This is a genomic window from Allobosea sp. P4_H5, assembly GCF_056400825.1.
The window spans coordinates 340165-360901 of record NZ_JBFUKM010000003.1 but is presented as its reverse complement, the minus strand read 5'-3'; the positions used below and the strand labels follow the sequence as shown (position 1 = coordinate 360901).

Below are 20737 nucleotides of genomic sequence, written 5' to 3'. Positions count from 1 at the left end.
AAGCGATCGTTTCGCCCGGCGGCAACAGAGCCGGGACAGGAGGATGGGATGATGGACAGGGATGGCTTGGCCGCGAGGCTGATCGGCGAGCATAACGGGAAGGAGAAATTCCGTCCTTTCGCCGCGGCGAACGGCATCGCCTCGTCGACGACGCCTACGCCGTGCAGGAGCGCTATGTCTCTCTGCTGAAGCCTCGCTGTGGCGCTCCCGTCGGCTACAAAATCGGCCTGACCTCGCAGCGCATGCAGGTGATGTGCGGGATCGACCAGCCGATCGCCGGCATCGTGCTGGCCGACCGGCTGCACCGCTCCGGCGCACGCGTCGCGATCGCCGACTACGGCCGCATCGGCCTCGAATTCGAGATCGCCGTGCGCATTGGCAGCGATCTTCCTGTCGGAGGGCCTGCCTGGACGCCGGAGAGCATCGCAGCGCATGTCGCCGGCGTCTGCGCCGCCATCGAGATCGTCGACGACCGGGCTGCCGACTATGCCGCGCTCGACGTGCTCTCGCTGGTCGCCGACAATTCCTGGAATGGCGGCGTGGTGCTGTCGGAATTCCGCAGCAGCTGGCCGGCGCTGGATGCCGTCGCGGGGGTCGTCAGCCGCAATGGTAGGGAGCTCGACCGCGGCCACGGACGCGACGTGCTCGGCCATCCTTTCGCGCCGCTCGCCTGGCTCGCCAATGCGCTGGCGGCAAAGGAGCAGAGCCTGCGGGCCGGCGAGATCGTGATGACCGGCAGCCTCGTCACCACCCGCTTCCCGATCGAGAGCGAGACCTATCGCTTTGAACTCGAAGGCATCGGCGCCGTTGAGCTCAACGTCACTGCCGCGGCAGAACACATGCCGGAGCCCAGCAATGACGCATCGCCTCGCCGCCCTGATGAGCCGGGCCCTGCACCACTGACGAGGCCCTGATCCTCCAGGGCGGCCAGCAGGGGTTCAATCTCGTCGCCAAGATGCTGATCGACAAGAACGACATCGTCGTTGTCGAGGACCCGACCTTCCTGGGCGCGCTGATCGCCTTCAACGCCTGCCAGCCGCACTATGTCACCGTCAGCATGGACGAGGAGGGCATGGATGTCGCGCCGCGCGACGAACGAAGCACTAAATGCGCGGCACGCGCTCCTAGCCGATTTAGTCGCGCGGAAGCAGAGATCTCTATCGTCGGCTAGGGGCCATTCCGGGCCGCCCGACTGCCGCGCTCAGCATTAGCAGGCTGCCCCGGAGCAGACGTTCCAGAGGTCGGCTATGGGCCATTTGCGGAAGTGGAAGCTCTGCGAGAGCCGGCTACATAAGCAGCGACTTGGACTCCCTACTGAAGCCGGATCATCCAGTAAGCTCATGAATTCGATCGTTTTGAAGGTTGAAGTATCGCGAATTTAGATCGAACGTAGCCGCAGAGCGTCGATTCTCCGTGTAATATCGGTCGCCGTTCTCGCCGAGGAACCCGACCGTGGCGTTCAGCCAGAACCGGAATTCTCCTACCGAGAAACTGAACACATTGCCTCTCGGCTGCGAGCACCACGACGCTCGCACCTGCGATAGGCGGCAGACGGTGACGATGAGCATGATCGGATTGTTGTTGCTCCGCGCCCATAGAGGGCCATCCCCAACGAATGAATCGATATCCTGCTCCGAAAACTCGAAACCGCGTGACAGCCCGACTGATGCGACATCTTTGAAGGGATGCGAGTGAAACTCCCCCCAGGAACGCGAAGTGAGGAGACCACCGCGCGACGAAGTTATCCTTCAACGGCAACGCTTGCGGGTTCGGAATGACATAGCTGTCGCCTCGGCGTGCCGAGATGTTGACCGAAGCCTTCGCGATGAAAATCGTCGTGAGGTCGAGACTGATTTTCCTGTGCCCCCACAGATAACCGAACGTCTCGACCTGCTCGAAATCTCGGCCTTGCCCGTCTCCTAGGCAACACGCCTCAATCGCTGCCAAAGCCAGAGATTCAAGAGCATCGTCGGCTATCCTGATCAGATATCGCATCACAGAACGGCAAAGTTCTCAACGCGTTTGGCTGCGCGCGACACGGCGATCGCGCCTGCATTTGAAGTCCGTCCCCTTCAGCCGGCACCCACGCATCGATGTCCCCCCGCGCATGCCCGATAGCCCGTTTGAGCGTCTCGTCGATTCGGAAACCCGCAGCCGCGATGCGCATTTCGGGCGCGCAACGGCATTTTAGCGCCCTCAGCGTGACCCCACAATGGATTTGGCCCCGGAGAATCCAGACAACCCATTGAAATGACCACGCTTTCTGAGGATTTCGTTCTATGCCTCAGTTCTTTGAGACTAGGGCTCTGAGTACGAGCTGCACGATCCCTAATCCTCGCCGCTACCCGCAAAAATCGCCGCTCAAGCGGCAAAATCATCGGAACCTGCGCACCTCGGCGTAGGCATTTTCAGCGATTGGGCTTTTGTAGGCGATTTTGTGAGTCGCTGATGAGTGCTTTAGAATTTTCTCAGCAAAATCAGCACATTATAGGATAAAATGGCGGACAGGGAGGGATTTGAACCCCCGATACCCTTGCGGGTATGCCGCATTTCGAGTGCGGTGCATTCAACCACTCTGCCACCTGTCCGCGGTCGCTCTGGTCGAGGCGGGGTGCTTACTACACACTGCATCCCCGCTGCACAAGCCTTTCCGGAGCGATGCGTCCCCAACGCCGTCATCGCCCTGAAATCAACCGTTGCCATGCTGCTTTTCCTTGACGGCTCGCCCCTGCGCGACTAGGAAGCCGCGTCCGGCGTGGGGAAACCCGCGCCTGATCTCTTTTGGCTGCCGCCGACCATGCCGCTTCGATGCGGCAGGCGCAGCAGGCCTCAAAGAGCAAACCCGACCACGCAACCGACTGCCAAAAAGCCGTCCCGCGTGCGCCCTCCAGGGGCACATGACCGGGCGGGGCTCAACATGGAGAACACTAAGATGTTCGCAGTCATCAAGACCGGCGGCAAGCAGTTCCGCGTCGCCGCCAATGACCGCATCACCGTCGCCAAGATCGAGGGCAACCCGGGCGACACCGTCGCTTTCGGTTCCGTCCTGATGCTGACCGATGGCGAGAAGTCGACGATCGGCGCCCCCTTCCTCGGCGACATCACCGTCGCCGGCGAGATCGTCGAGCAGGCCCGCGGCGAGAAGGTCATCGCTTTCAAGAAGCGCCGCCGCCAGAATTCCAAGCGCAAGCGCGGCTTCCGCGCCGAGCTGACCGTGGTGCGCATCACCGACATCCTCACCGGCGGCAAGAAGCCGGAGATGAAGAAGGGCGAAGCCGCCCCGGTCGCGCTCAAGGCCGGCAGCGAAACCGTCAAGGGCAAAGCAGCGGCCAAGCCTGCCAAGGCCAAGGCTGACGCCAAGGCCGAGGGCCTCGACGCCTCCAACCTCTCGCTGATCTCGGGCGTCGGCCCGACCATCGAGAAGAAGCTGCGCGCAGCCGGCATCACCTCCTGGAACGACATCGCCGCCTGGACCGAGGCCGATATCGCCAAGTGGGACGAAGAGCTCAAGCTGCGTGGCCGCGCCACCCGCGAGGAGTGGGTCGAGCAGGCCAAGGAACTGCTCGCCGGCAAGCCGCCGCGGGCCAAGGCCGACCAGGCCGAGCTCGCTTCCGGCGAGGACTACTGATCGGCGCTGACAGGCACCGCGCAGCTTCACGCCCGGTCGGGGTGGCTTTTGCCGCCGATTCGGGTTACATCGACTGAAGAGTTTTTGAGGTAGGGCGTTATGGCTCACAAAAAGGCAGGCGGCTCGTCCCGCAATGGTCGCGACTCCGAAAGCAAGCGCCTCGGCGTGAAGCGTTTCGGCGACCAGGCGGTCGTGGCCGGCAACATCATCATTCGTCAGCGCGGCACCAAATGGCACGCCGGCGTGAACGTCGGCATGGGCAAAGACCATACGCTCTTTGCCACGTCGAACGGTCGCGTCCGATTCACGACGAAGCTCGGCCGAGCTTTCGTGAACGTAGTCCCGGCCCAAGAGGCCGCAGAATAAACGGCGGATAGGGAATGTTCTCGATCCGCCGGTTCCATCGAACCGGACGGATCAAGGGAATAAAAGCCCGAAAGCGGGTTTCCCGAAGGTCAGCGAGGGGGAGATGGGACCAAAGCCCATCTCCCCCTTTCGTTTGCGCCGACGGAGAGACCCGATGTTCCCCGAATTGACGAGAGACGACGTCTTCCGGCTCGAGACCAGGCGGCTGTGGCTGCGCTGGCCGCGGATTGCCGACGCCACCGCCATCCTGCGCCTTGCTGGCGAGAAGGCCGTGGCCGAGATGACCGCCTCGATTCCGCATCCCTATCCGACCCAGGCGGTCGACCCCTTCGTCTTCGCGACGCGCAAGGGCAATGCCCTCGGCGAGCATCTCGTCCTGGCGATCACCCCGCGCGAGAAGCCCAACGAGCTGATCGGCATGATCGGCGCGCACAAGCAGGCGACCGGACGGCCGTTCATCGGCTACTGGCTCGGCACGCCGCACTGGAACAAGGGCTATGCCACCGAAGCGGTGCAGGCGCTGATCGACACGATGTTCTCGCTGGTCGAGATCGATGCGGTCGAGGCCGACACCCGCGTCATCAACCCGGCCTCGCGCCGGGTGCTGGAGAAGAGCGGCTTCCGGCAGGAGGGTTCCTTCCTGAAGTCGCTGCCGGCACGTGGCGGCCTGTTCCCCTGCGAGCAGTTCCGGCTCGACCGCTCGACCTGGGCGGCGCTGAAGAGCTGGAGCGCCTCCGGCTGGACGCCGCTTCCGGCGGATGAACAGCAGCAGCAGGCCGACAGCCGCAGCGAAGAGCCCTGCCTCGCTTGAAGCCCTCGGCCCCGCCCTCCCGGGCGGGGTCGAAATCCTTCTTCACCGCATCAGCCCGGCCGAACGCAGCGCATCCTCGATGATCTTGCGCACGCCAGTGGCTGCAGGCGGCGTAGCCGACCGATCGGTCACGCGCGGTTCAGGCTCCGGCTGCGCCGGGCCGGCGGCCGTGGCAGGCTCTTGCACCGGGAGCGGAGCGGCCGGCGTTTTCGCGTCCGGTTTGGCCTTCTCTGCCTCACCGGCCGCCAGCCCCCAGAACCGGGCGATCCGCTGTGTCGAGGAAATGCCGGCGGCCAGCATATACGGCCCCGGTCGGCCGATTCCGTCGCCGGCAATCGGCGTACCATGGCCCATTCCGGCAATGCTGTACTCCTCGATCAGGTTGCGGCCATCGGCGTCACGCCAGACCCGGCGCCTCTGGCCGTCGACCGTTTCGCTCGCAGACGGCTCGGCAGGCAGGTCGTGGACGCCGCGCCATTGCGCGATGAGCGCTGCGGCATTGGCAGGGGCGACGGTGCGGTCGGCGCTGCCCTGCCAGATCGAAATTGTCGGCCAGGGTCCATCATGCTGCGAAGCGGAGCGCACCAGATCCTGCAGCCTTTTCTCCCCAGGCAGTCCATGGGCCCGCATGCGGTCGAAGGCTTCGGGAATGGTGGCCGCGACGCCATAGGGCAGACCCGCAATGATCGCGCCACCGGCGAGGAGCTCGGGATAGGTCGCGAGCATGACGCCGGCCATGGCCCCGCCAGCTGATAGTCCGGTGATGAAGACGCGGTCCCGATCGAGGCCATGGCGTGCGATCATGGCTTCGATCATCTGACTGATCGACCGCGCCTCGCCCTTGCCGCGCTGCGTATCGCCCGGCTCGAACCAGTTGAAGCAGAGATTGGCGTTGTTGGCGCGCTGCTGCTCGGGAAACAGCAGCGCAAAGCCGTCGCGATCGGCCAGTGTCGACCAGCCGGAGCCAAGATCGTAGCCGGAAGCGGTCTGGGTGCAGCCATGCAGCACCACGACGAGAGGCGCGCCGGCAGGAAGCCCGGGCGGAAGATAGGTCCGGGCGAGCAGAGCGCCGGGATTGCTGCCGAACTCCGGCAAGGTGCCGAGGCGGCCAGACGCATCGATACTCGCCCCGCCCCCCAGCTGGGTGCGGTAGGCCGATAGGCGGGCGATTGTGTCGGAGAGCTTTCGCATCGTCATGGCCCTTGTGTCGTCAGCCGCCGGAGTGGCGCTGGCGGGTGACAACGTCCGAGATGGGCATTCGTTGCTGCACTGCAACATAATTTCGGAAAAGAGCGACGCAGTCGGACCGGAGAAGCGTCGCGACGCATTGCTCTCCTGCGCTCATGCGACTACCTACTCCTCCATGAAATTCCTCGACCAAGCCAAGATCTACGTGAAGGCCGGAGACGGCGGCGCCGGCTGCGTCTCATTCCGGCGCGAAAAATTCATCGAATTCGGCGGACCCAATGGCGGCGATGGTGGGCGCGGCGGCGACGTCGTGGTCGAATGCGTCCAGGGCCTGAACACGCTGATCGACTTCCGCTTCCAGCAGCACTTCAAGGCCAGGATCGGCGAGCACGGCATGGGCAAGGACCGCCATGGCGCCAATGGCCCGGCGATTGTCCTGAAGGTCCCCCCGGGCACCGAGATCCTCGACGAGGACGGCGAGACGCTGATCGCGGACCTGACCGAGCCCGGCCAGCGCTTCGTCCTGTGCAAGGGCGGCAATGGCGGCTTCGGCAACGCCTATTTCAAGACCTCGACCAACCAGGCGCCGCGCCATGCCAATCCCGGCCTGCCGGGCGAGGAGCGCTGGGTCTGGATGCGGCTCAAGCTGATCGCCGATGCCGGCCTCGTCGGCCTGCCCAATGCCGGCAAATCGACCTTCCTCGCCACGGTGACGGCGGCCAAGCCGAAGATCGCCGATTATCCCTTCACCACGCTGCATCCCGGCCTCGGCGTCGTCCGCGTCGACGCACGCGAGATGGTGCTCGCCGATATTCCTGGCCTGATCGAGGGCGCGCATGAGGGCCATGGCCTCGGCGACCGCTTCCTCGGCCATATCGAGCGCTGCCGCGTGCTGCTGCACCTCGTCGAGGGCGCAACCGAGCATGCCGGCAAAGCCTACAAGACGGTGCGCAAGGAGCTTGCCGCCTATGGCGCCGACCTCGACGAGAAGCCGGAGATCGTCGCGCTCTCCAAGGTCGACGCGCTGACGCCGGAGGCACGCAAGGAACAGCTCGCCCGCCTGAAGCGCGCCAGCGGCCGCACGCCGATCGCCCTGTCGGCCGCCTCGGGCGAAGGCGTCGAAGCGGCGCTGCGCGCGGTCTTCGCGGTGGTCGAGGAAGCGCGCGCCCAGGAGGTCAAGGACGAGGCTCCGGCAGAGGAGAGCGGCTGGCATCCTTGACAGCCGTTCACAACTTCGACTTGCGCGGCGGTCACTCCTGGTCTTGAAGTCGGCGATTGCCCGCTTTGGACCATTCCAGCCATGCTGAGACGACAGACTGCCCTCGCCTTCTCCGCCACTCTCCTGGCAGGAACGGCTTTTGCCCAGGCGCCGGCGCAACGCCCCGCCCAGCCGCGCCCGGTCCAGGCGCAGGCGACTCCGACGCCCGGCGCCGTCTCCCAGCCCGACAATACCACCGCGACCTATGGCGACTGGATCCTGCGCTGCCAGCAGAGCGTTGCAGCCCGCGTCTGCGAGATCGTCCAGACCCTGGAACAGCAGGGCCAACGCGGCCCGATCGCGCTGGTTGCCATCGGCCGCCCGGTCAAGAGCGAGCCGATCAAGCTGGTGATCCAGGTGCCGCCGAACCTTGCGCTCGGCGACAAGGCCAGCGTGCGCGTGGTCGTTGCCGAGAAGGACGAGGCGCTCGCCGTCTTCCAGCGCTGCCTGCCCGGTGGCTGCTTCGCCGAGGCGACACTGAGCGACGACGTCTTCAAGCGCTGGCGCGGCTTCAGCGAGGCCGGCCAGATGCGCTATCTCGACGCCGGCAAGCGCGAGGTCACGCTGCCACTTTCCTTCCGCGGCTTCCCGGCGGCCGCCGAGGCGCTGCAGCGCGAGCCCTGATCCTGCGCGTCAAGCCCGGGCTTGCCCCGAGCATCTCAGGCCGGAAGAGGTGCTAGTCAGCGCCTTCTCGTCAGGAAATTCTCGGGCCAAGCCCGAGAATGACGCTCTTCAATGCGCCGCCGACGGCTTTGCATCGCGCAAGGTCGTCAGCGCCACGGCGATGCAGAAGACCATGCCGGCGATCGCGATCAGCGCGACCGCATGGAAGCCGGTCATGAAGGCCTCACGCGCCGCCTGGAGCAGATGTGCCGACTGCTCGTGCGTCAGCCGCTCGGCCGCGGCGAGCGCCCCGCCTAGCGTCGAGCGCGCCGGCGCCAGCGTCGCGCTGTCGACGCCCGCGACCGAAAGCCCCGCCATGCTCTGGCGATAGAGCGCCGCCCCGAGGCTGCCGAACACCGCGACGCCGAGCGCGCCGCCCAATTCGATACTGGTCTCGGACATGGCCGAGGCTGCTCCTGCCCGCTCCTGCGGCGCCGAGCCGACCACGATCCCGGTCGTCAGCGCGATCACCGGTGTGAAGCCGATCGAGAACAGGATCGACGAGGCGACGATCGGGACGAGGTTCGGAGCGAAGGCAAGCCAGGCGAAACCAAGGCCGGAGAGCACCATGCCGCCGGCCATCAGCGTCGCGGGCTTGAAGCGCACGGACAGCGGCGTCACCGCGAAGGAGGCGAGCGTGAAGGCGACTGCAGAAGGCAGCGACCAGATGCCGGCTTCCAGCGGCGTCAGCCCGGCGACCAGCTGCAGATACTGCGCCATGAAGATGAAGCTGCCGAACATCACCATGATGCCGGCGAGGTTGATCGCCAGCGCCGCGCGGAAGGCGGCAATCCCGAACAAGGTGAGATCGACCATCGGATCGGCAAGGCGCGTCTGCCGACGCGCGAACACCAGGCCGAACACCAGCCCGGCGACGATGCAGCCGGCGGCATAGGCCGAGAGTCCGAACTCGGCCCAGTGCTTGATCCCGTAGATCACCGGCAGGATCGCCGCCAGCGAGAGCAGAGCGCTCGGCAGATCAAGCCGCCCTGCCTGCGGCGCCTTGTATTCCGGCAGCAGGATCGGCCCGATCACCAGCAGGATGAGCATCGGCGGCACTGCGATCAGGAAGACCGAGCCCCACCAGAAATACTCGATCAGCGCACCACCGATCAGCGGGCCGATCACAGCCCCTGCCGAGAAGCTGGCGATCCACATCGAGATCGCGAAGGTGCGCTCGGTCTCGTCCTCGAACATCACCGCGATCAGCGAGAGCGTCGAGGGCGCCAGCGTCGCCCCGGCGATGCCAAGCAGCGCCCGCGTCATGATCAGCATCTCGGTACTGCTCGAGAAGGCAGCGACGGTCGAGGCCAGGCCGAAGGCGGCCGCGCCGATCAGCAGGAGCTTGCGCCGGCCGATCCGGTCGCCGAGCGTGCCCATGGTCATCAGGAAGCCGGCGACCATGAAGCCGTAGATGTCGATGATCCAGAGCAGTTCGCCCGCTGTCGGCTTGAGTTCGCGCGTCAATGTCGGGACCGCCAGGTTCAGCACCGTCAGGTCCATCGAATAGATCATGCAGGGGAAGGCGATCGCGATCAGGCCCAGCCATTCGCAGCGGGTGGCCTTACGCGCCGGCGCGGCGGCGTTCGTCGGGGTCGTCACGGCAGAGACTCTTTCAATTTTTTAAGCCGGAACACTGCCAACAGAATGTGGCAGCTCCTGTCAGCAGCTGCCCGCCACGCGCGCATGCCCGGCATGCTTGCGGCAGCGCCGACACGCCAGCTTGGCGCTATGCCGGCCGCGCCCGCCGCAGCAGCAGCGTGTCATGCCCGGAGAAGCTGACGATGCGCTCGTCCCGGAAGCCGAAGCGGCGCGCCAACCGCAGTGAAGGCTGGTTTTCCGGCGCGATCAGGCAGACCGAGCTGTCATGCGCGCCTTGCCCGTCGAGCCAACCGAGCGCGGCGGTGAGCGCCTCGCTCGCGAACCCCTGCCTGTGCGCCCAGCCCGCCAACACCCAGCCGGCTTCGGGGATGCCGCGGATCGACGGCTCGATCGCCCGGTGGAAATCAGCGAAGCCGAGATCGCCGACGAAGCGACCGCTCGCTTTCTCGGTCAGCGCCCAATAGCCGTAGCCGAGCAGCGGCCAGAGCCCGCGATAGCGCAGCAGCCGCATCCAGGCGTCCTGAGGCGTCGAGGGCTGGCCGATATGGTGCACCACCGCCGCATCGCCCCACATCAAGGAGAGCGGCTCGAAATGCTCGACGCCGTGCAGGTCGAGGACGAGGCGTTCGGTCTCCAGGCGAATAGCTTCAACCCTCCGCGAATTGCAGCCTATAGAGTCGTGCATAGGCGCCGTCGCGCGCGATCAACCCGTCATGGTCGCCGGTCTCAACCACCTTGCCCTCGTCGAGCACGACGATCTGGTCGGCCTCGCGCACGGTCGACAACCGGTGCGCGATGACCAGCGTCGTCCGGCCCTTCATCAGCTCCGCCAGCGCCTCCTGCACCAATCGTTCCGACTGGGTGTCGAGTGCGCTGGTCGCCTCGTCGAGCAGCAGGATCGGCGCATCCTTGAGGATGGCGCGGGCAATGGCGAGGCGCTGGCGTTCGCCCCCCGAAAGCCGCGAGCCGCGCTCGCCGACCTTCGTGTCATAGCCGTCGGGCATCGCCATGATAAAGTCGTGCGCCGCCGCCGCCCTGGCCGCAGCGACGATGTCCGCCTCGCTCGCACCCGGACGGCCGAAGCCGATATTGGCGCGCACCGTGTCGTCGAACAGCACGACATCCTGGCTGACCACGCCGATCTGGCCGCGCAGGCTGCGCAGGGTCACGTCGCTGATGTCCTGCCCGTCGATCTCGACCCGGCCCTCGGTCGGATCATAGAGCCGCGGCACCAGCGCCAGCATGGTCGACTTGCCCGAGCCGGAACGGCCGACCAGCGCCGTGGTCTTGCCGGCCTCCGCGACGAGATCGATGCCTTCGAGCCCGCGCTGGTCGTCGCGATAGCGGAAACGCAGGTCGCGGAAGGCGACCTCCCCACCATTCACCGCCAGCGGCCTGGCATCCGGGCGCTCGGTGATCAGCGACTTCTCGTCGATCAGCGCGTAATAGCGCTTCAGCGAGGCGCCGGCCTCCTGGACGATGGCGTTGAGATTGCCGAGCGAGCGCATCGGCTGGGCCGCCAGCAGCAGCGCCGAGACATAGCCGGTGAAGTCGCCGACGGTGGAACTGCCCGAGGTGATGCGCACGCCGATCGCCGAAAGCACGCCGGCGACCGCGAGCCCGCCGGCGACCTCGAGCAACGGATCGAGCCGGCCGCGGGCATTGGCCGCCTTCATCTTCAACGCCCGGATCGTCTCGAAGGCCCCGGCCGCGCGTTCCTTCAGATAAGGCTCGAGCGAATCGGTCTTGGCGACGCGCGCGCCCTGCAGGCTCTCGGTGACCAGGCTCGCCATGAGTCCGGTCTGCTCCTGCTGCGAGGCCGCCATACGGCGCAGCTTCTTGCCGATCCGGCCGATCGGCCTGGCGACGATCGGCGCGATCAGTAGCACGACCGCGGTCATCTTCCAGTCGATCCAGAGCATGGCGCCGACCAGCGCTATCGCCGTCATCACGTCGCGGACCGCGATGTTGACCAGCCGGGTCAGCGCCTCCTTGACGAAGGTGAAGTCGGTGGTGAAGCGCTGCGTGAGCGAGGCCGGGTTTTCCCTCTGAAGCTGCGCCAGGTCGGCATCGATCAGATGGTCGTAGAGCGCGCTCTGCATGTCGGCCTCGATCCGGCTGACGACGCTGTTGGTCATCACCGTCTGCGTCAGCAGCGAGAAGCCCTTGATCGCGGTGACGATCACCACGACGACGGCGACGGCGTTGACGACGCCGATCTCGAAATCAATCGACTTCGACACCAGCCGCTCCATGCGGCGCACGAAGCCAGTCGCCTCGGCCCCGATCGGGTCGGCGAAGGCGTCGAAGGCCGCCTTGATCAGCAGCGGATAGAAGCTCGTCGTCGCCGCGATGACCACGACGAGACCGAGGATGGCGAGGAGTTGCGGCGTGTAGTGCCGCCCGCGCTCGCGCCAGACTCGGGCAAAGAGCGCAAAGGTGTCGTCGGTGACGCGGCCGATCTTCATGGCGCGCGGCCTAACATGGCCGCCATGCAAGCGCCACTGCCGGTCTTGCTCCGGACACGAAGCTGACGTCCGATGGCCATGAGTTGATTCACCAGATTCGAGAGCACATGCCCCTTTCCCCGCCGGCCCGGCCCGGACAGTCCTTCGCCGAGATCGATACGCCCGCCTTGATCATCGATCTCGACGCCTTCGAGCGGAATCTCGTCACCATGGCGGCTTTCGCCGAGGCGACGGGCGTACGCCTGCGCCCCCATGCCAAGACGCATAAGAGCCCGGAGATCGCCCTGCGCCAGATCGCCCATGGTGCGGTCGGGCAATGCTGCCAGAAGGTCGGCGAGGCGGAGGTCCTGGTCGCCGGCGGCGTCACCGATGTGCTCGTCACCAATGAGATCGCCGGCGCCGCCAAGCTCGACCGGCTGGCCAAGCTCGCCCGCGAGGCCCGAATCGGGCTCTGCGTCGACCATATCGAGGGGGTGCGCGAGGCGGCCGAGGCGGCAGCGCGCAACGACGTCGTCCTCGACGTGCTGGTCGAGCTCGACATCGGCGGGCGCCGCTGCGGCGTCGCTCCGGGCGAGGCTGCGGTCAGGCTCGCCGAGGCAGTGGCGCGTAGCAACACGCTGCGCTTCCGCGGCGTGCAGGCCTATCACGGCTCGGCCCAGCACATGCGCTCGGTCGACGAGCGCAGCGAGGCGATCGAGCGCGCCGGCCTGCTCACCCGCAATGTGATCGAGCGCCTCGCCCAGGCCGGTCTCGCTTGCGACACCGTCGGCGGCGCCGGTACCGGAACCTTCGAGCTGGAGAGCCGCTCCGGCGTCTGGAACGAATTGCAATGCGGCTCCTACATCTTCATGGACGCCGACTATGCCCGTAACCGCATGGCCGACGGCTCGACCTTCAACACCTTCCAGCACGCGTTGTTCGTGCTCGCCGGGGTGATGAGCAAGCCGGTGCCGGACCGCGCCATCGTCGATGCCGGCCACAAGACCGCAGCGGTCGATTCAGGCATGCCGGTGCCCTGGCAGCGCGACGGCGTAGTCTACACCAAGCCCTCCGACGAACACGGCATCCTGACCGGCGATCCCGTCGCCGTGCCGCATCGCGGCGAGCGCGTCCTGCTCGTGCCCGGCCATTGCGACCCGACCGTCAACCTGCACGACTGGTATGTCTGCGTGCGCGGCCTGGGTGGCCCGGACGCTCATGTCGAGGCGGTCTGGCCGGTCGCAGGGCGCGGCGCGCTCGGCTGATTGCAGGGGGCATGATGTCGTCCGAAAACCGGCATCCCCTTTCCGGCATCATGCCCTGATGCTCGCCGAGCTGGCACTGCAAGCCCTGACGCCGGCTGCGCCGCTGGCGCGCCGGTTCGGCCTGCTGCGGGAAGGGATCGCACTATGGTCGCGCGGCCGGCGCCAGCGCAAGGCCTGGGAGCCGCATCAGGCCCGCTGCCGCGCCATCATCGCCGAGGTCGCAGCCTCCCTGCCACGCCGCCGCAAGGTCGTGGTGCTCGGCTCCGGCCCTGCGCGCGACATCCCGCTGGACGCGCTCTGCGCCAGCTTCGAGGAGGTCGTGCTCGTCGATATCGTTCATCTGCCGCTGCTGCGCCTGAAGCTCTGGCGGCAGGGCAAGGTCAGCCTCCTCAGCCGCGACCTCACCGGCGCGATGGCCTGGCTCACCGGCGAAGCGGAGGGCCGGCAGGACCCGCTGGCGGACCTCGCCAACGACGACAGGATCGACCTCGTCATCTCGGCCAATTTGCTCTCGCAACTCGCCTGGCCGGTCGCCGACTGGCTCGAGGACAACCCCGCCCGCGCCGCTGCCCTGCCCGACAATCTGCCGGCCCGCTGCATCACCTGGCATCTCGACGACCTCGCCCGCTTCAAGGGCCGTGTCTGCCTGATCAGCGATGTCGAGATGATCGAGCGCGACCGCGGCGGAGCGATCCATGATCGGCTCGATCTGATGTACGGCGTCGGCCTGCCACAGGAGGACGAAAGCTGGCTCTGGCCGGTCGCACCCTTCGGCGAGGCCGAGCGCAACCGGGAATATGTGCACAAGGTCTGCGCTTGGCGAAGATATGAGGGCCGCTCGTCAGCCCTCTGACACCGTGTAGACCTTGTGGACCACCCCGTTCTCGGTCCTGTGGGTCCGGAAGCCTCGCGCCTCATAATAGGCAAGGCCTAGCGGGTTGTCGTCGCGGATAGCAGCATCGATCCGGCCGATGCCCGCCTCCGAAGCAGCCTGCTGCGTGACCGCGAACAGCGCCGTTCCGACACCCTTCCGGCCCGCATGCGGCGAGACATGCGTCCCGATGCTCCCCCAGCCATCCGGCGTTCCATAGGGATCGCCAAGCCGCGCCCGGCGCAGGGACTGAAAACCGAGGACTGTCCCGGCATCATCGAGCGCGACCGTGCAGGCGATGCGGTCGGGATGGGCGATATAAGTCGCGAGAACAAAGTCGGGATCACTGGGACGCTCCCGCCCATACGCGACGATGATGGCGCGTAGGACCGCGCTCATCGCTTCCGCATCGCTGGTAACGGCCGGTCGCGTGCGCATATCGACGAGTCCTTCAACTGCGAGGTTCGCCATCACGCCACAGCCAGACGCCGCCTGACGATCTCGGTGTGGAAGCGTGCGCCGTGGATCAGCCCTTCGTCGTCAAAGTCGTAGCGTGGGTTGTGCAGCGGAGCGCTGTCGCCATTGCCGACGAAGGAGAAGCAGCCCGGCACATGAGCGAGGAAGCGGGCAAAATCCTCCGAGCCGGTGAAGGGCTCCGACACCACCGAGACATTCTCAGGCCCGAGCACGTTCCGCGCCGCCTCCAGTGCCGCCTCGGTTTGGGCCGGCTGGTTAAGCAGCGGCACGAATTCGCGCGTGTAGCTCACCGACTGCTCGACATTGTAGGCGCGCGCGATGCCTTCGCTGATCACGCGCATCTGCGCCTCGATATCGGCGCTGACCTCGGGGTGGAAGCTGCGGGCATCGCCGAGGATGCGCGCCTGTCCCGGCAGGGCGTTGCGGGTGCCGTCGGTGATCAGCTCGGTCACCGAGACCACGGCGATGTCAGCCGGGCTGAGGCGGCGCGAGACGATGGTCTGCAGGCTCGTGACCAAAGCGCAAGCGGCGACCAGCGTCTCGTTGCCGACATGGGGGCGGGCGGCATGGCCGCCGACGCCGGTGAGGACGATCTCGAAATTGTCCTCCGCCGACATGATCGGGCCGGTCCGGGTCTGGAACTTGCCGACCGGCAGCTTCGGCGCATTGTGCAGCCCGTAGATCTCCTCGAACGGAAAGCGCTCCATCAGCCCGTCATCGAGCATGGCGAGCGCGCCGCGCCCCCATTCCTCGGCCGGCTGGAAGACGAAGCGCACGGTGCCGTCGAAACCGCCCTCCTCCGCCAGCAGCTTCGCCGCGCCGAGCAGCATGGCGGTATGCCCATCATGGCCGCAGGCATGCATGACGCCGGGATTGCCGGAGCGGTGGGAAAACTCGCTTTGCTCGGGGATGCGCAGCGCATCCATATCGGCCCGCAGCGCGATCGCCCGGTTGCCGCTGCCGCGCGTCAGCGTGCCGACCACGCCGGTGCCGCCGACACCCTCCGCGACATCGTCGAGGCCGAACTCGCGCAGCTTGGCCGCGACGAAGGCGCTGGTGCGCGTCTCCTCGAAGCCGAACTCCGGATGGGCGTGCAGGTCACGTCGCCAGCCGGTCATCTCCTGCACGAGCTTGTCGAGATCGATCGTCACGGGCTGTCCTCGCCTGCTTCACTCCGCCGGAAGACTATGTCGACGCGAGCGCAACAGGCGCTGCAATTGCCCGCCGCATTTGCAAGCTTGTTTCGCAAGCGTCCGCTTAGCGGTTCAGCCGCACGCTCCCACTGATCGAGAGGTCATAGCCACCGAACTCCCTTGCTCGCACCGCCATGTCGGCACCGTGCATCCAGGCGAGCAGCTTCTGCGTCGTCGGCTCGAAATAGCTCCGCCGGCGCATCACCAGATCGACGTGCTCCCAGACCAGCGGCAGGAAGGCGAGGCCGAAGGCCATGGCGATGGCGCGCGCGGCGATGCCGCAATCGGCCCGTCCAGAGCGGATCGCCAGCGCCAGATCCTGGCCGGTGGCGCAGACGCCGTCGGCGAGGATCATCCGATCAGAGGGAACCCCGGCGCACTCCAGCAGGCTGAGCAGAAGCAATTGCGCCCCGGCACCGCGCTGGCGCTGGGCGAAGCGGGCGCCCTTGGCGATCGCCGCGCCGAGCCCGTCGATCCCGAGCGGATTGTCGGGTGCGATCAGCAGCCCCTGCTCGCGCCGGGCGAAGTTGATCACCACCGCATCGTGCAGGGAAGGTTCGGCGCGGATCGCCGCGAGGTTGGCGGCGTCATCATCCGGCATCGCGTGCAGATGCAATGCGGCGATGGCGACCTCGTTACGTACCAGCCGGTCGAGCCCGGCCTGCGACCCCTCGGCCAGTAGCGCCAGCCCACAGCCGGATTCGCGGATCGCGAGCTCCAGCAGCGAATCCTGGCTGCCACCGACGATCGGCGGTGGCGGGACCGCGTCGAACCCGGCCGGGCGCGACAACCCGGCCTCGAGCCAGCGGTCGAGGCCGCCGCGCGGGAACAGCCATTTGCCGGAGACCTTGGTGCAAGGCACCGCGCCTTGCCCGACCAGTTCGTAGAGCTTGCGCTCCTTGAGGCGCAGATAGGAGGCCGCTTCCTCGGTGGTAAGCCAGACCTGATCCTGCATCAGCCTGCACATGCCTGCGCTGGTTACGACATTGGCATTTGGTCGCATTGAACTCTACCAATTGCAAATGCTTGCAATCTCAAGGCGAGCGCGCGGGAGCAGGCTTTGGACGTCGGCGCGATCTTTCAGGCGGCCTTTGCGCTGGTGGTCGGGCTCGACCCCGGCTTCCTCGGTATCGTCTTCCTGTCGCTGCGCGTGACGCTCACCGCTGTGTTGATCGCGGCACTGATCGGCCTGCCGCTCGGCGCGGCGCTGGCACTGGCGCGGTTCCCGGGCCGCTCCGCCATCATCGTCTGCCTGAACGCGCTGATGGGCCTGCCGCCGGTCGTCGCAGGCCTTGCCGTCTTCCTTCTGCTCTCGCGCTCCGGCCCGCTCGGACCGCTCGGCCTCTTGTTCACGCCGACCGCGATGATCATCGCACAGGTGATCCTGGTGCTGCCGATCGTGATCGCGCTGACCCGGCAGGTGATCGAGGATCTATGGAGCGAATATCGCGACCATTTGCGCTCGGTCGGCCTGGAGGGCCTGCGCGCCATCCCGACCCTGCTCTTCGACGGGCGTTTCGCGCTGGCAACGGCGCTGCTCGCCGGCTTCGGCCGGGCCAGCGCCGAGGTCGGCGCCGTCCTGATCGTCGGCGGCAACATCGCCGGCTACACCCGCACCATGACGACGGCGATTACGCTGGAGACCTCCAAGGGTGACCTGCCGCTGGCGCTCGGCCTCGGCCTCGTCCTGCTCTCGCTGACGCTCGCCATCAACGCCATCGCCTTCGGCGCCAGCCGCATCGGCGCGCGCTATGCGGGTTGAGCGATCATGCTGAGCGTAACCTCGATCCTACCGCTCACAGTCGAGGCCGCCGCCTTCTCCGGCGACGGCAAGCTCTTGGTCGAGCCCAACAGCTTCATCATTCCAGCGGGTGGGCTCACCGTGCTGCTCGGACCGAACGGCGCCGGCAAGTCGCTGACCCTTCGCCTCTGCCATGGCCTGCTGACGCCGAGCCGCGGCGCGGTGCGCTGGGCCGCAGGAACCGAGGGCCGGTCCAAGCGCCACGCCATGGTCTTCCAGAAGCCGATCATGCTGCGCCGCTCGGTCGAGGCCAACATCACCCATGCCCTCGCCGCCGCCGGTGCCAATAGCACCGAGCGAAAGGCCCGCGCCGCACAGGCGCTTGACCGCTTCGGCCTCACCGGACGCGCCAGCCAGCCGGCTCGCCTGCTTTCCGGCGGCGAGCAGCAGCGCCTCGCCATCGCCCGCGCCTGGGCGCTAAGGCCCGAACTACTCTTCTTGGACGAGCCGACCTCGCAGCTCGACCCTGCAGCGACGCGCCAGATCGAGGACCTGCTCTCCGGCCTCGTCGCCGAGGGCATCACCGTGATGATGTCGACCCATGATCTCGGCCAGGCCCGCCGTCTCGCCGACCGCGTGCTCTTCCTGCATCGCGGCCGACTGGTCGAGGACGCGCTTGCACGGGACTTCTTCGCCGGCCCGCACTCGGCTGAGGCGCGCGCCTTCCTCGCCGGCGAACTGCTCTGGTGAACCACAAAGACCAACGACAGGAGAAACGCCCGATGACCGCCTTGCCCCGCCGCTCTCTCCTCGCCGCCGGCCTGTTCCTCGGCCTGGCCGGCGTCGCGCTTGCTCAGGCTCCGGCCGGCGAGCGCTTCATCACCGTGGCCTCGACCACCTCGACCCAGGATTCTGGCCTGTTCAACCACATCCTGCCGCTGTTCAAGGCCAAGACCGGCATCGAGGTCCGCGTCATCTCGCAGGGCACCGGCCAGGCTCTCGACACCGCCCGCCGCGGCGATGCCGACGTCGTCTTCGTCCACGCCAGGGCGCAGGAGCTGAAATTCGTCGAGGAGGGCTTTTCGACCGAGCGCCGCCCGGTGATGTACAACGACTTCGTCCTGATCGGCCCCAAGAGCGATCCGGCCGGCGTCGCCGGGACCAAGGACATCGTCGCCGCGTTGAAGAAGATCCAGGAGAAGGCCGCGCCCTTCGTCTCGCGCGGCGACAAGTCCGGCACCCATGCCGCCGAGCTCAATCTCTGGAAGGTCGCGGGCGTCGACATCGCCGCGCAGAAGGGGCCCTGGTATCGCGAGATCGGCCAGGGCATGGGCGCGGCGCTCAACACCTCCGGCGCCATGGGCGCCTATGTCCTCTCCGACCGCGCCACCTGGATCTCGTTCAAGAACCGCGGCGATCTCGTCATCTCGGTCGAGGGCGACCAGCGCCTGTTCAATCAGTACGGCGTGATGTCGGTGAACCCGGCCAAGCACCCGCATGTGAAGGTCGCCGACGGCAAGCTCTTCGCCAACTGGCTGACCAGCCCGGAAGGCCAGAAGGCGATCGCCGACTACAAGATCGACGGCCAGCAGCTCTTCTTCCCGAACGCCGGCCAGGCGGGAGCCTGAGCCGATGCGCAGGCTCGCACTCGCCGCCCTCGTCAGCCTGTGGCCGGCGCTCGTCCCGGCGCAACAGGCCGAAAAACCGGTGCTGCTCCATGCCGCCGGCAGCCTGAAGAACGCGCTGACCGAGGTCTCCAGGGCCTTCGAAGCCTCGGCGCGCATTCCGGTCACGACCAGCTTCCGCCCCTCCGGCCTGCTGCGCGAGGCTCTTGCCAAGGGCGAGCCGGCGGAGGTCTTCGCCTCTGCCAACATGGATCACCCGCTCGCGCTGGCGAAGGACGGCAAGTCCGGCCCGGTCGTGCTCTTCGTGCGCAACGAGACCTGCGCCTTCGCCCGTCCAGGGCTCGACGTGACCAGCAACACGCTGCTCGCGCAGATGCTCGATCCGAAGCTCAAGCTCGGCACCTCGACGCCGAGGGCCGACCCGTCCGGCGATTATGCCTGGCAGGTCTTCGCCAAGGCCGAAAAGCTCAAAGCCGGTGCGAAGGCGGCGCTGGAGGCCAAGGCGCTGCAGCTCGTCGGCGGCCCCAACAGCGCCCCGACCCCGCCCGATCGCAACGGCACCGGCCATCTGCTGGCGACCGGCGCGGCCGACCTCTTCCTCGGCTACTGCACCAATGCCGACCCGATCGCGCGCGAGCAGCCCGGCATCCGCATGGTCCGGCTGCCGGAGAAGCTGCTGGTCGGCGCGGACTATGGGCTGACGGTGATGAACGGCGCCTCGCCGAACGCCTACCGGCTCGCCATGTTCATCCTCTCGCCGGACGGGCAGCGCATCCTGGCGCGGCACGGCTTCGTCGCGCCCGGCCTGCCTCGCGAGGGGAAGTGAGATCTTGACTGCGCCAGCCTCGGTGAGCCTGCACGCCGCTGGCAGCCTGCGCGGCGCCCTGCTCGACATCGCCGAAACGTTCCAAAGCGAGACCGGAGTTCCCGTCTCCGCGCAGTTCGGCGCCTCTGGCCTGCTCAGGGACCGGCTCGCCAGAGGCGAGGCCGGCGAGGTCTTCGCCTCGGCCAATCTGGAGCATCCGCAGGCGCTGGCACGGGCCGGCCTCGCCGGGCCGGCCGTGCTCTTCGCCCGCAACGAGCTCTGCGCTTTCCTGCGGCCGGGACTGGTCGCGACGAGCGCCAATCTGCTCGATCTGATGCTCGATCCCAAGGTCAGGCTCGGCACCTCGACGCCGAAAGCCGATCCATCGGGCGACTACGCCTTAACCGTCTTTGCGCGGGCGGAGGCGGTGAAGCCCGGCGCCAAGGCCGCGCTCGAAGCCAAGGCCTTGAAGCTGACCGGCGGACCCGAATGCCTGCCGGCACCGGAAGGTCTCAACGTCTACGGTCACAAGCTGGCGAGCGGCGAGGCCGACATCTTCCTGGCCTATTGCACCAATGCCCAGCCGCTGGCGAAGGAACAGCCGGGGATCGCGATGCTGCGCCTGCCGGACCAGCTCGCAGTGGGTGCCGATTACGGCCTGACGGTGATGAACAAGGCCTCGCCGGACGGCTACCGGCTCGCCATGTACATCCTCTCGCCGCAGGGTCAGGTGATTCTGGCAAGGCATGGCTTCGTCGCGCCCGGCCTGCCGCGCGCGAGATAGCGGGAAGGGCACC

21 protein-coding genes and 1 tRNA gene are annotated in these 20737 nt (G+C 67.1%); 14 read left to right on the top strand and 8 right to left on the bottom strand.

What is annotated here, in order from left to right:
* Positions 1-161: 161 nt before the first annotated feature.
* Both AC1DS0_RS08290 and AC1DS0_RS08285 read left to right on the top strand, forming a co-directional pair.
* Positions 162-914: a 2-keto-4-pentenoate hydratase gene (locus AC1DS0_RS08290; RefSeq protein ID WP_476813889.1), complete on the top strand. Its 753-nt coding sequence runs from the start codon at positions 162-164 to the stop codon at positions 912-914.
* 41 nt (positions 915-955) lie between these two features.
* Positions 956-1171 (top strand): hypothetical protein, encoded by a 216-nt coding sequence (locus AC1DS0_RS08285; RefSeq protein ID WP_476813888.1) that lies wholly within the window; start codon positions 956-958, stop codon positions 1169-1171.
* Positions 1172-2498: 1327 nt separating this feature from the next.
* On the opposite strand, the gene AC1DS0_RS08280 is transcribed toward AC1DS0_RS08285, so the two are convergent.
* Positions 2499-2588, bottom strand: a tRNA-Ser gene (locus AC1DS0_RS08280).
* Positions 2589-2932: 344 nt separating this feature from the next.
* Here AC1DS0_RS08280 and AC1DS0_RS08275 point away from each other — a divergent pair.
* The 3 genes from AC1DS0_RS08275 (at position 2933) to AC1DS0_RS08265 (ending at position 4805) form a co-directional block, all read left to right on the top strand.
* A complete protein-coding gene (locus AC1DS0_RS08275; RefSeq protein ID WP_152013810.1) occupies positions 2933-3628 on the top strand; it encodes a 50S ribosomal protein L21 in 696 nt (231 codons plus the stop codon).
* Positions 3629-3727: 99 nt separating this feature from the next.
* The gene (gene rpmA, locus AC1DS0_RS08270) at positions 3728-3994 is read left to right on the top strand and encodes a 50S ribosomal protein L27 (RefSeq protein ID WP_091842353.1); all 267 of its coding nucleotides are present in this window, start codon (positions 3728-3730) and stop codon (positions 3992-3994) included.
* Positions 3995-4148: 154 nt separating this feature from the next.
* Positions 4149-4805, top strand: coding sequence for a GNAT family N-acetyltransferase (locus AC1DS0_RS08265; protein WP_476813887.1), 657 nt, complete (start codon positions 4149-4151; stop codon positions 4803-4805).
* Between the two features lie 42 nt (positions 4806-4847).
* On the opposite strand, the gene AC1DS0_RS08260 is transcribed toward AC1DS0_RS08265, so the two are convergent.
* Positions 4848-5996, bottom strand: a complete 1149-nt coding sequence (locus AC1DS0_RS08260) for an extracellular catalytic domain type 1 short-chain-length polyhydroxyalkanoate depolymerase (protein ID WP_476814023.1) — start codon at positions 5994-5996, stop codon at positions 4848-4850.
* 172 nt (positions 5997-6168) lie between these two features.
* On the opposite strand from AC1DS0_RS08260, the gene obgE reads away from it, so the two are divergent.
* Positions 6169-7212 (top strand): GTPase ObgE, encoded by a 1044-nt coding sequence (gene obgE, locus AC1DS0_RS08255; RefSeq protein WP_476813886.1) that lies wholly within the window; start codon positions 6169-6171, stop codon positions 7210-7212.
* An 81-nt stretch (positions 7213-7293) separates the two neighbouring features.
* A complete protein-coding gene (locus AC1DS0_RS08250; protein ID WP_476813885.1) occupies positions 7294-7875 on the top strand; it encodes an invasion associated locus B family protein in 582 nt (193 codons plus the stop codon).
* Between the two features lie 108 nt (positions 7876-7983).
* Here AC1DS0_RS08250 and AC1DS0_RS08245 read toward each other — a convergent pair whose 3' ends face one another.
* From AC1DS0_RS08245 to AC1DS0_RS08235, 3 genes are all read right to left on the bottom strand, one after another.
* Positions 7984-9516, bottom strand: coding sequence for an MFS transporter (locus AC1DS0_RS08245; RefSeq protein ID WP_476813884.1), 1533 nt, complete (start codon positions 9514-9516; stop codon positions 7984-7986).
* A gap of 127 nt (positions 9517-9643) precedes the next feature.
* The gene (locus AC1DS0_RS08240) at positions 9644-10201 is read right to left on the bottom strand and encodes a GNAT family N-acetyltransferase (RefSeq protein ID WP_476813883.1); all 558 of its coding nucleotides are present in this window, start codon (positions 10199-10201) and stop codon (positions 9644-9646) included.
* Positions 10164-11984: an ABC transporter ATP-binding protein gene (locus AC1DS0_RS08235; protein ID WP_476813882.1), complete on the bottom strand. Its 1821-nt coding sequence runs from the start codon at positions 11982-11984 to the stop codon at positions 10164-10166. The genes AC1DS0_RS08240 and AC1DS0_RS08235 overlap by 38 nt, the downstream gene beginning before the upstream one ends.
* Before the next feature lie 107 nt (positions 11985-12091).
* On the opposite strand from AC1DS0_RS08235, the gene AC1DS0_RS08230 reads away from it, so the two are divergent.
* Positions 12092-13228 carry a DSD1 family PLP-dependent enzyme gene (locus AC1DS0_RS08230; protein WP_476813881.1) on the top strand — a complete coding sequence of 379 codons (1137 nt, stop codon included), beginning with the start codon at positions 12092-12094 and terminating at the stop codon, positions 13226-13228.
* Between the two features lie 58 nt (positions 13229-13286).
* Complete coding sequence (locus tag AC1DS0_RS08225) at positions 13287-14081, top strand: hypothetical protein (RefSeq protein ID WP_476813880.1); 795 nt, start codon at positions 13287-13289, stop codon at positions 14079-14081.
* Here AC1DS0_RS08225 and AC1DS0_RS08220 read toward each other — a convergent pair.
* The 3 genes from AC1DS0_RS08220 to AC1DS0_RS08210 all read right to left on the bottom strand — a co-directional run bounded on the left by AC1DS0_RS08220 (position 14070) and on the right by AC1DS0_RS08210 (position 16736).
* Positions 14070-14570, bottom strand: coding sequence for an N-acetyltransferase family protein (locus tag AC1DS0_RS08220; RefSeq protein ID WP_476813879.1), 501 nt, complete (start codon positions 14568-14570; stop codon positions 14070-14072). The two genes, AC1DS0_RS08225 and AC1DS0_RS08220, sit on opposite strands and share 12 nt — an antisense overlap.
* Positions 14570-15727, bottom strand: a complete 1158-nt coding sequence (locus AC1DS0_RS08215) for a M20 aminoacylase family protein (protein WP_476813878.1) — start codon at positions 15725-15727, stop codon at positions 14570-14572. The genes AC1DS0_RS08220 and AC1DS0_RS08215 overlap by 1 nt, the downstream gene beginning before the upstream one ends.
* A 106-nt stretch (positions 15728-15833) precedes the next feature.
* On the bottom strand, positions 15834-16736 hold the full coding sequence (locus AC1DS0_RS08210) for a substrate-binding domain-containing protein (RefSeq protein WP_476813877.1): 903 nt from the start codon (positions 16734-16736) through the stop codon (positions 15834-15836).
* 93 nt (positions 16737-16829) lie between these two features.
* Between AC1DS0_RS08210 and AC1DS0_RS08205 the strand changes: the two genes are divergently transcribed.
* Genes AC1DS0_RS08205 through AC1DS0_RS08185 form a run of 5 tightly spaced genes read left to right on the top strand, consistent with a single transcriptional unit; the run spans position 16830 to position 20724 of the window.
* Positions 16830-17531 (top strand): ABC transporter permease, encoded by a 702-nt coding sequence (locus AC1DS0_RS08205; protein WP_432212033.1) that lies wholly within the window; start codon positions 16830-16832, stop codon positions 17529-17531.
* 6 nt (positions 17532-17537) lie between these two features.
* Entirely contained in the window at positions 17538-18260 is a 723-nt protein-coding gene (locus AC1DS0_RS08200; protein WP_476813876.1) for an ATP-binding cassette domain-containing protein, read from the top strand.
* A 32-nt stretch (positions 18261-18292) separates the two neighbouring features.
* The gene (locus AC1DS0_RS08195; RefSeq protein WP_476813875.1) at positions 18293-19138 is read left to right on the top strand and encodes an ABC transporter substrate-binding protein; all 846 of its coding nucleotides are present in this window, start codon (positions 18293-18295) and stop codon (positions 19136-19138) included.
* Between the two features lie 4 nt (positions 19139-19142).
* Positions 19143-19961: a molybdate ABC transporter substrate-binding protein gene (locus tag AC1DS0_RS08190; protein ID WP_476813874.1), complete on the top strand. Its 819-nt coding sequence runs from the start codon at positions 19143-19145 to the stop codon at positions 19959-19961.
* 4 nt (positions 19962-19965) lie between these two features.
* Positions 19966-20724: a molybdate ABC transporter substrate-binding protein gene (locus AC1DS0_RS08185; protein WP_476813873.1), complete on the top strand. Its 759-nt coding sequence runs from the start codon at positions 19966-19968 to the stop codon at positions 20722-20724.
* The last annotated feature ends 13 nt before the right edge of the window (positions 20725-20737 follow it).

Bases quoted from the DNA above. Each gene is read 5' to 3' on its own strand.
- AC1DS0_RS08285 (WP_476813888.1), top strand. From the start codon at position 956: ATGCTGATCGACAAGAACGACATCGTCGTTGTCGAGGACCCGACCTTC.
- AC1DS0_RS08275 (WP_152013810.1), top strand. From the start codon at position 2,933: ATGTTCGCAGTCATCAAGACCGGCGGCAAGCAGTTCCGCGTCGCCGCC.
- rpmA (WP_091842353.1), top strand. From the start codon at position 3,728: ATGGCTCACAAAAAGGCAGGCGGCTCGTCCCGCAATGGTCGCGACTCC.
- AC1DS0_RS08265 (WP_476813887.1), top strand. From the start codon at position 4,149: ATGTTCCCCGAATTGACGAGAGACGACGTCTTCCGGCTCGAGACCAGG.
- AC1DS0_RS08260 (WP_476814023.1), bottom strand. From the start codon at position 5,996: ATGCGAAAGCTCTCCGACACAATCGCCCGCCTATCGGCCTACCGCACC.
- obgE (WP_476813886.1), top strand. From the start codon at position 6,169: ATGAAATTCCTCGACCAAGCCAAGATCTACGTGAAGGCCGGAGACGGC.
- AC1DS0_RS08250 (WP_476813885.1), top strand. From the start codon at position 7,294: ATGCTGAGACGACAGACTGCCCTCGCCTTCTCCGCCACTCTCCTGGCA.
- AC1DS0_RS08240 (WP_476813883.1), bottom strand. From the start codon at position 10,201: ATGCACGACTCTATAGGCTGCAATTCGCGGAGGGTTGAAGCTATTCGC.
- AC1DS0_RS08235 (WP_476813882.1), bottom strand. From the start codon at position 11,984: ATGAAGATCGGCCGCGTCACCGACGACACCTTTGCGCTCTTTGCCCGA.
- AC1DS0_RS08230 (WP_476813881.1), top strand. From the start codon at position 12,092: ATGCCCCTTTCCCCGCCGGCCCGGCCCGGACAGTCCTTCGCCGAGATC.
- AC1DS0_RS08225 (WP_476813880.1), top strand. From the start codon at position 13,287: ATGCTCGCCGAGCTGGCACTGCAAGCCCTGACGCCGGCTGCGCCGCTG.
- AC1DS0_RS08220 (WP_476813879.1), bottom strand. From the start codon at position 14,570: ATGGCGAACCTCGCAGTTGAAGGACTCGTCGATATGCGCACGCGACCG.
- AC1DS0_RS08210 (WP_476813877.1), bottom strand. From the start codon at position 16,736: ATGTGCAGGCTGATGCAGGATCAGGTCTGGCTTACCACCGAGGAAGCG.
- AC1DS0_RS08200 (WP_476813876.1), top strand. From the start codon at position 17,538: ATGCTGAGCGTAACCTCGATCCTACCGCTCACAGTCGAGGCCGCCGCC.
- AC1DS0_RS08195 (WP_476813875.1), top strand. From the start codon at position 18,293: ATGACCGCCTTGCCCCGCCGCTCTCTCCTCGCCGCCGGCCTGTTCCTC.
- AC1DS0_RS08190 (WP_476813874.1), top strand. From the start codon at position 19,143: ATGCGCAGGCTCGCACTCGCCGCCCTCGTCAGCCTGTGGCCGGCGCTC.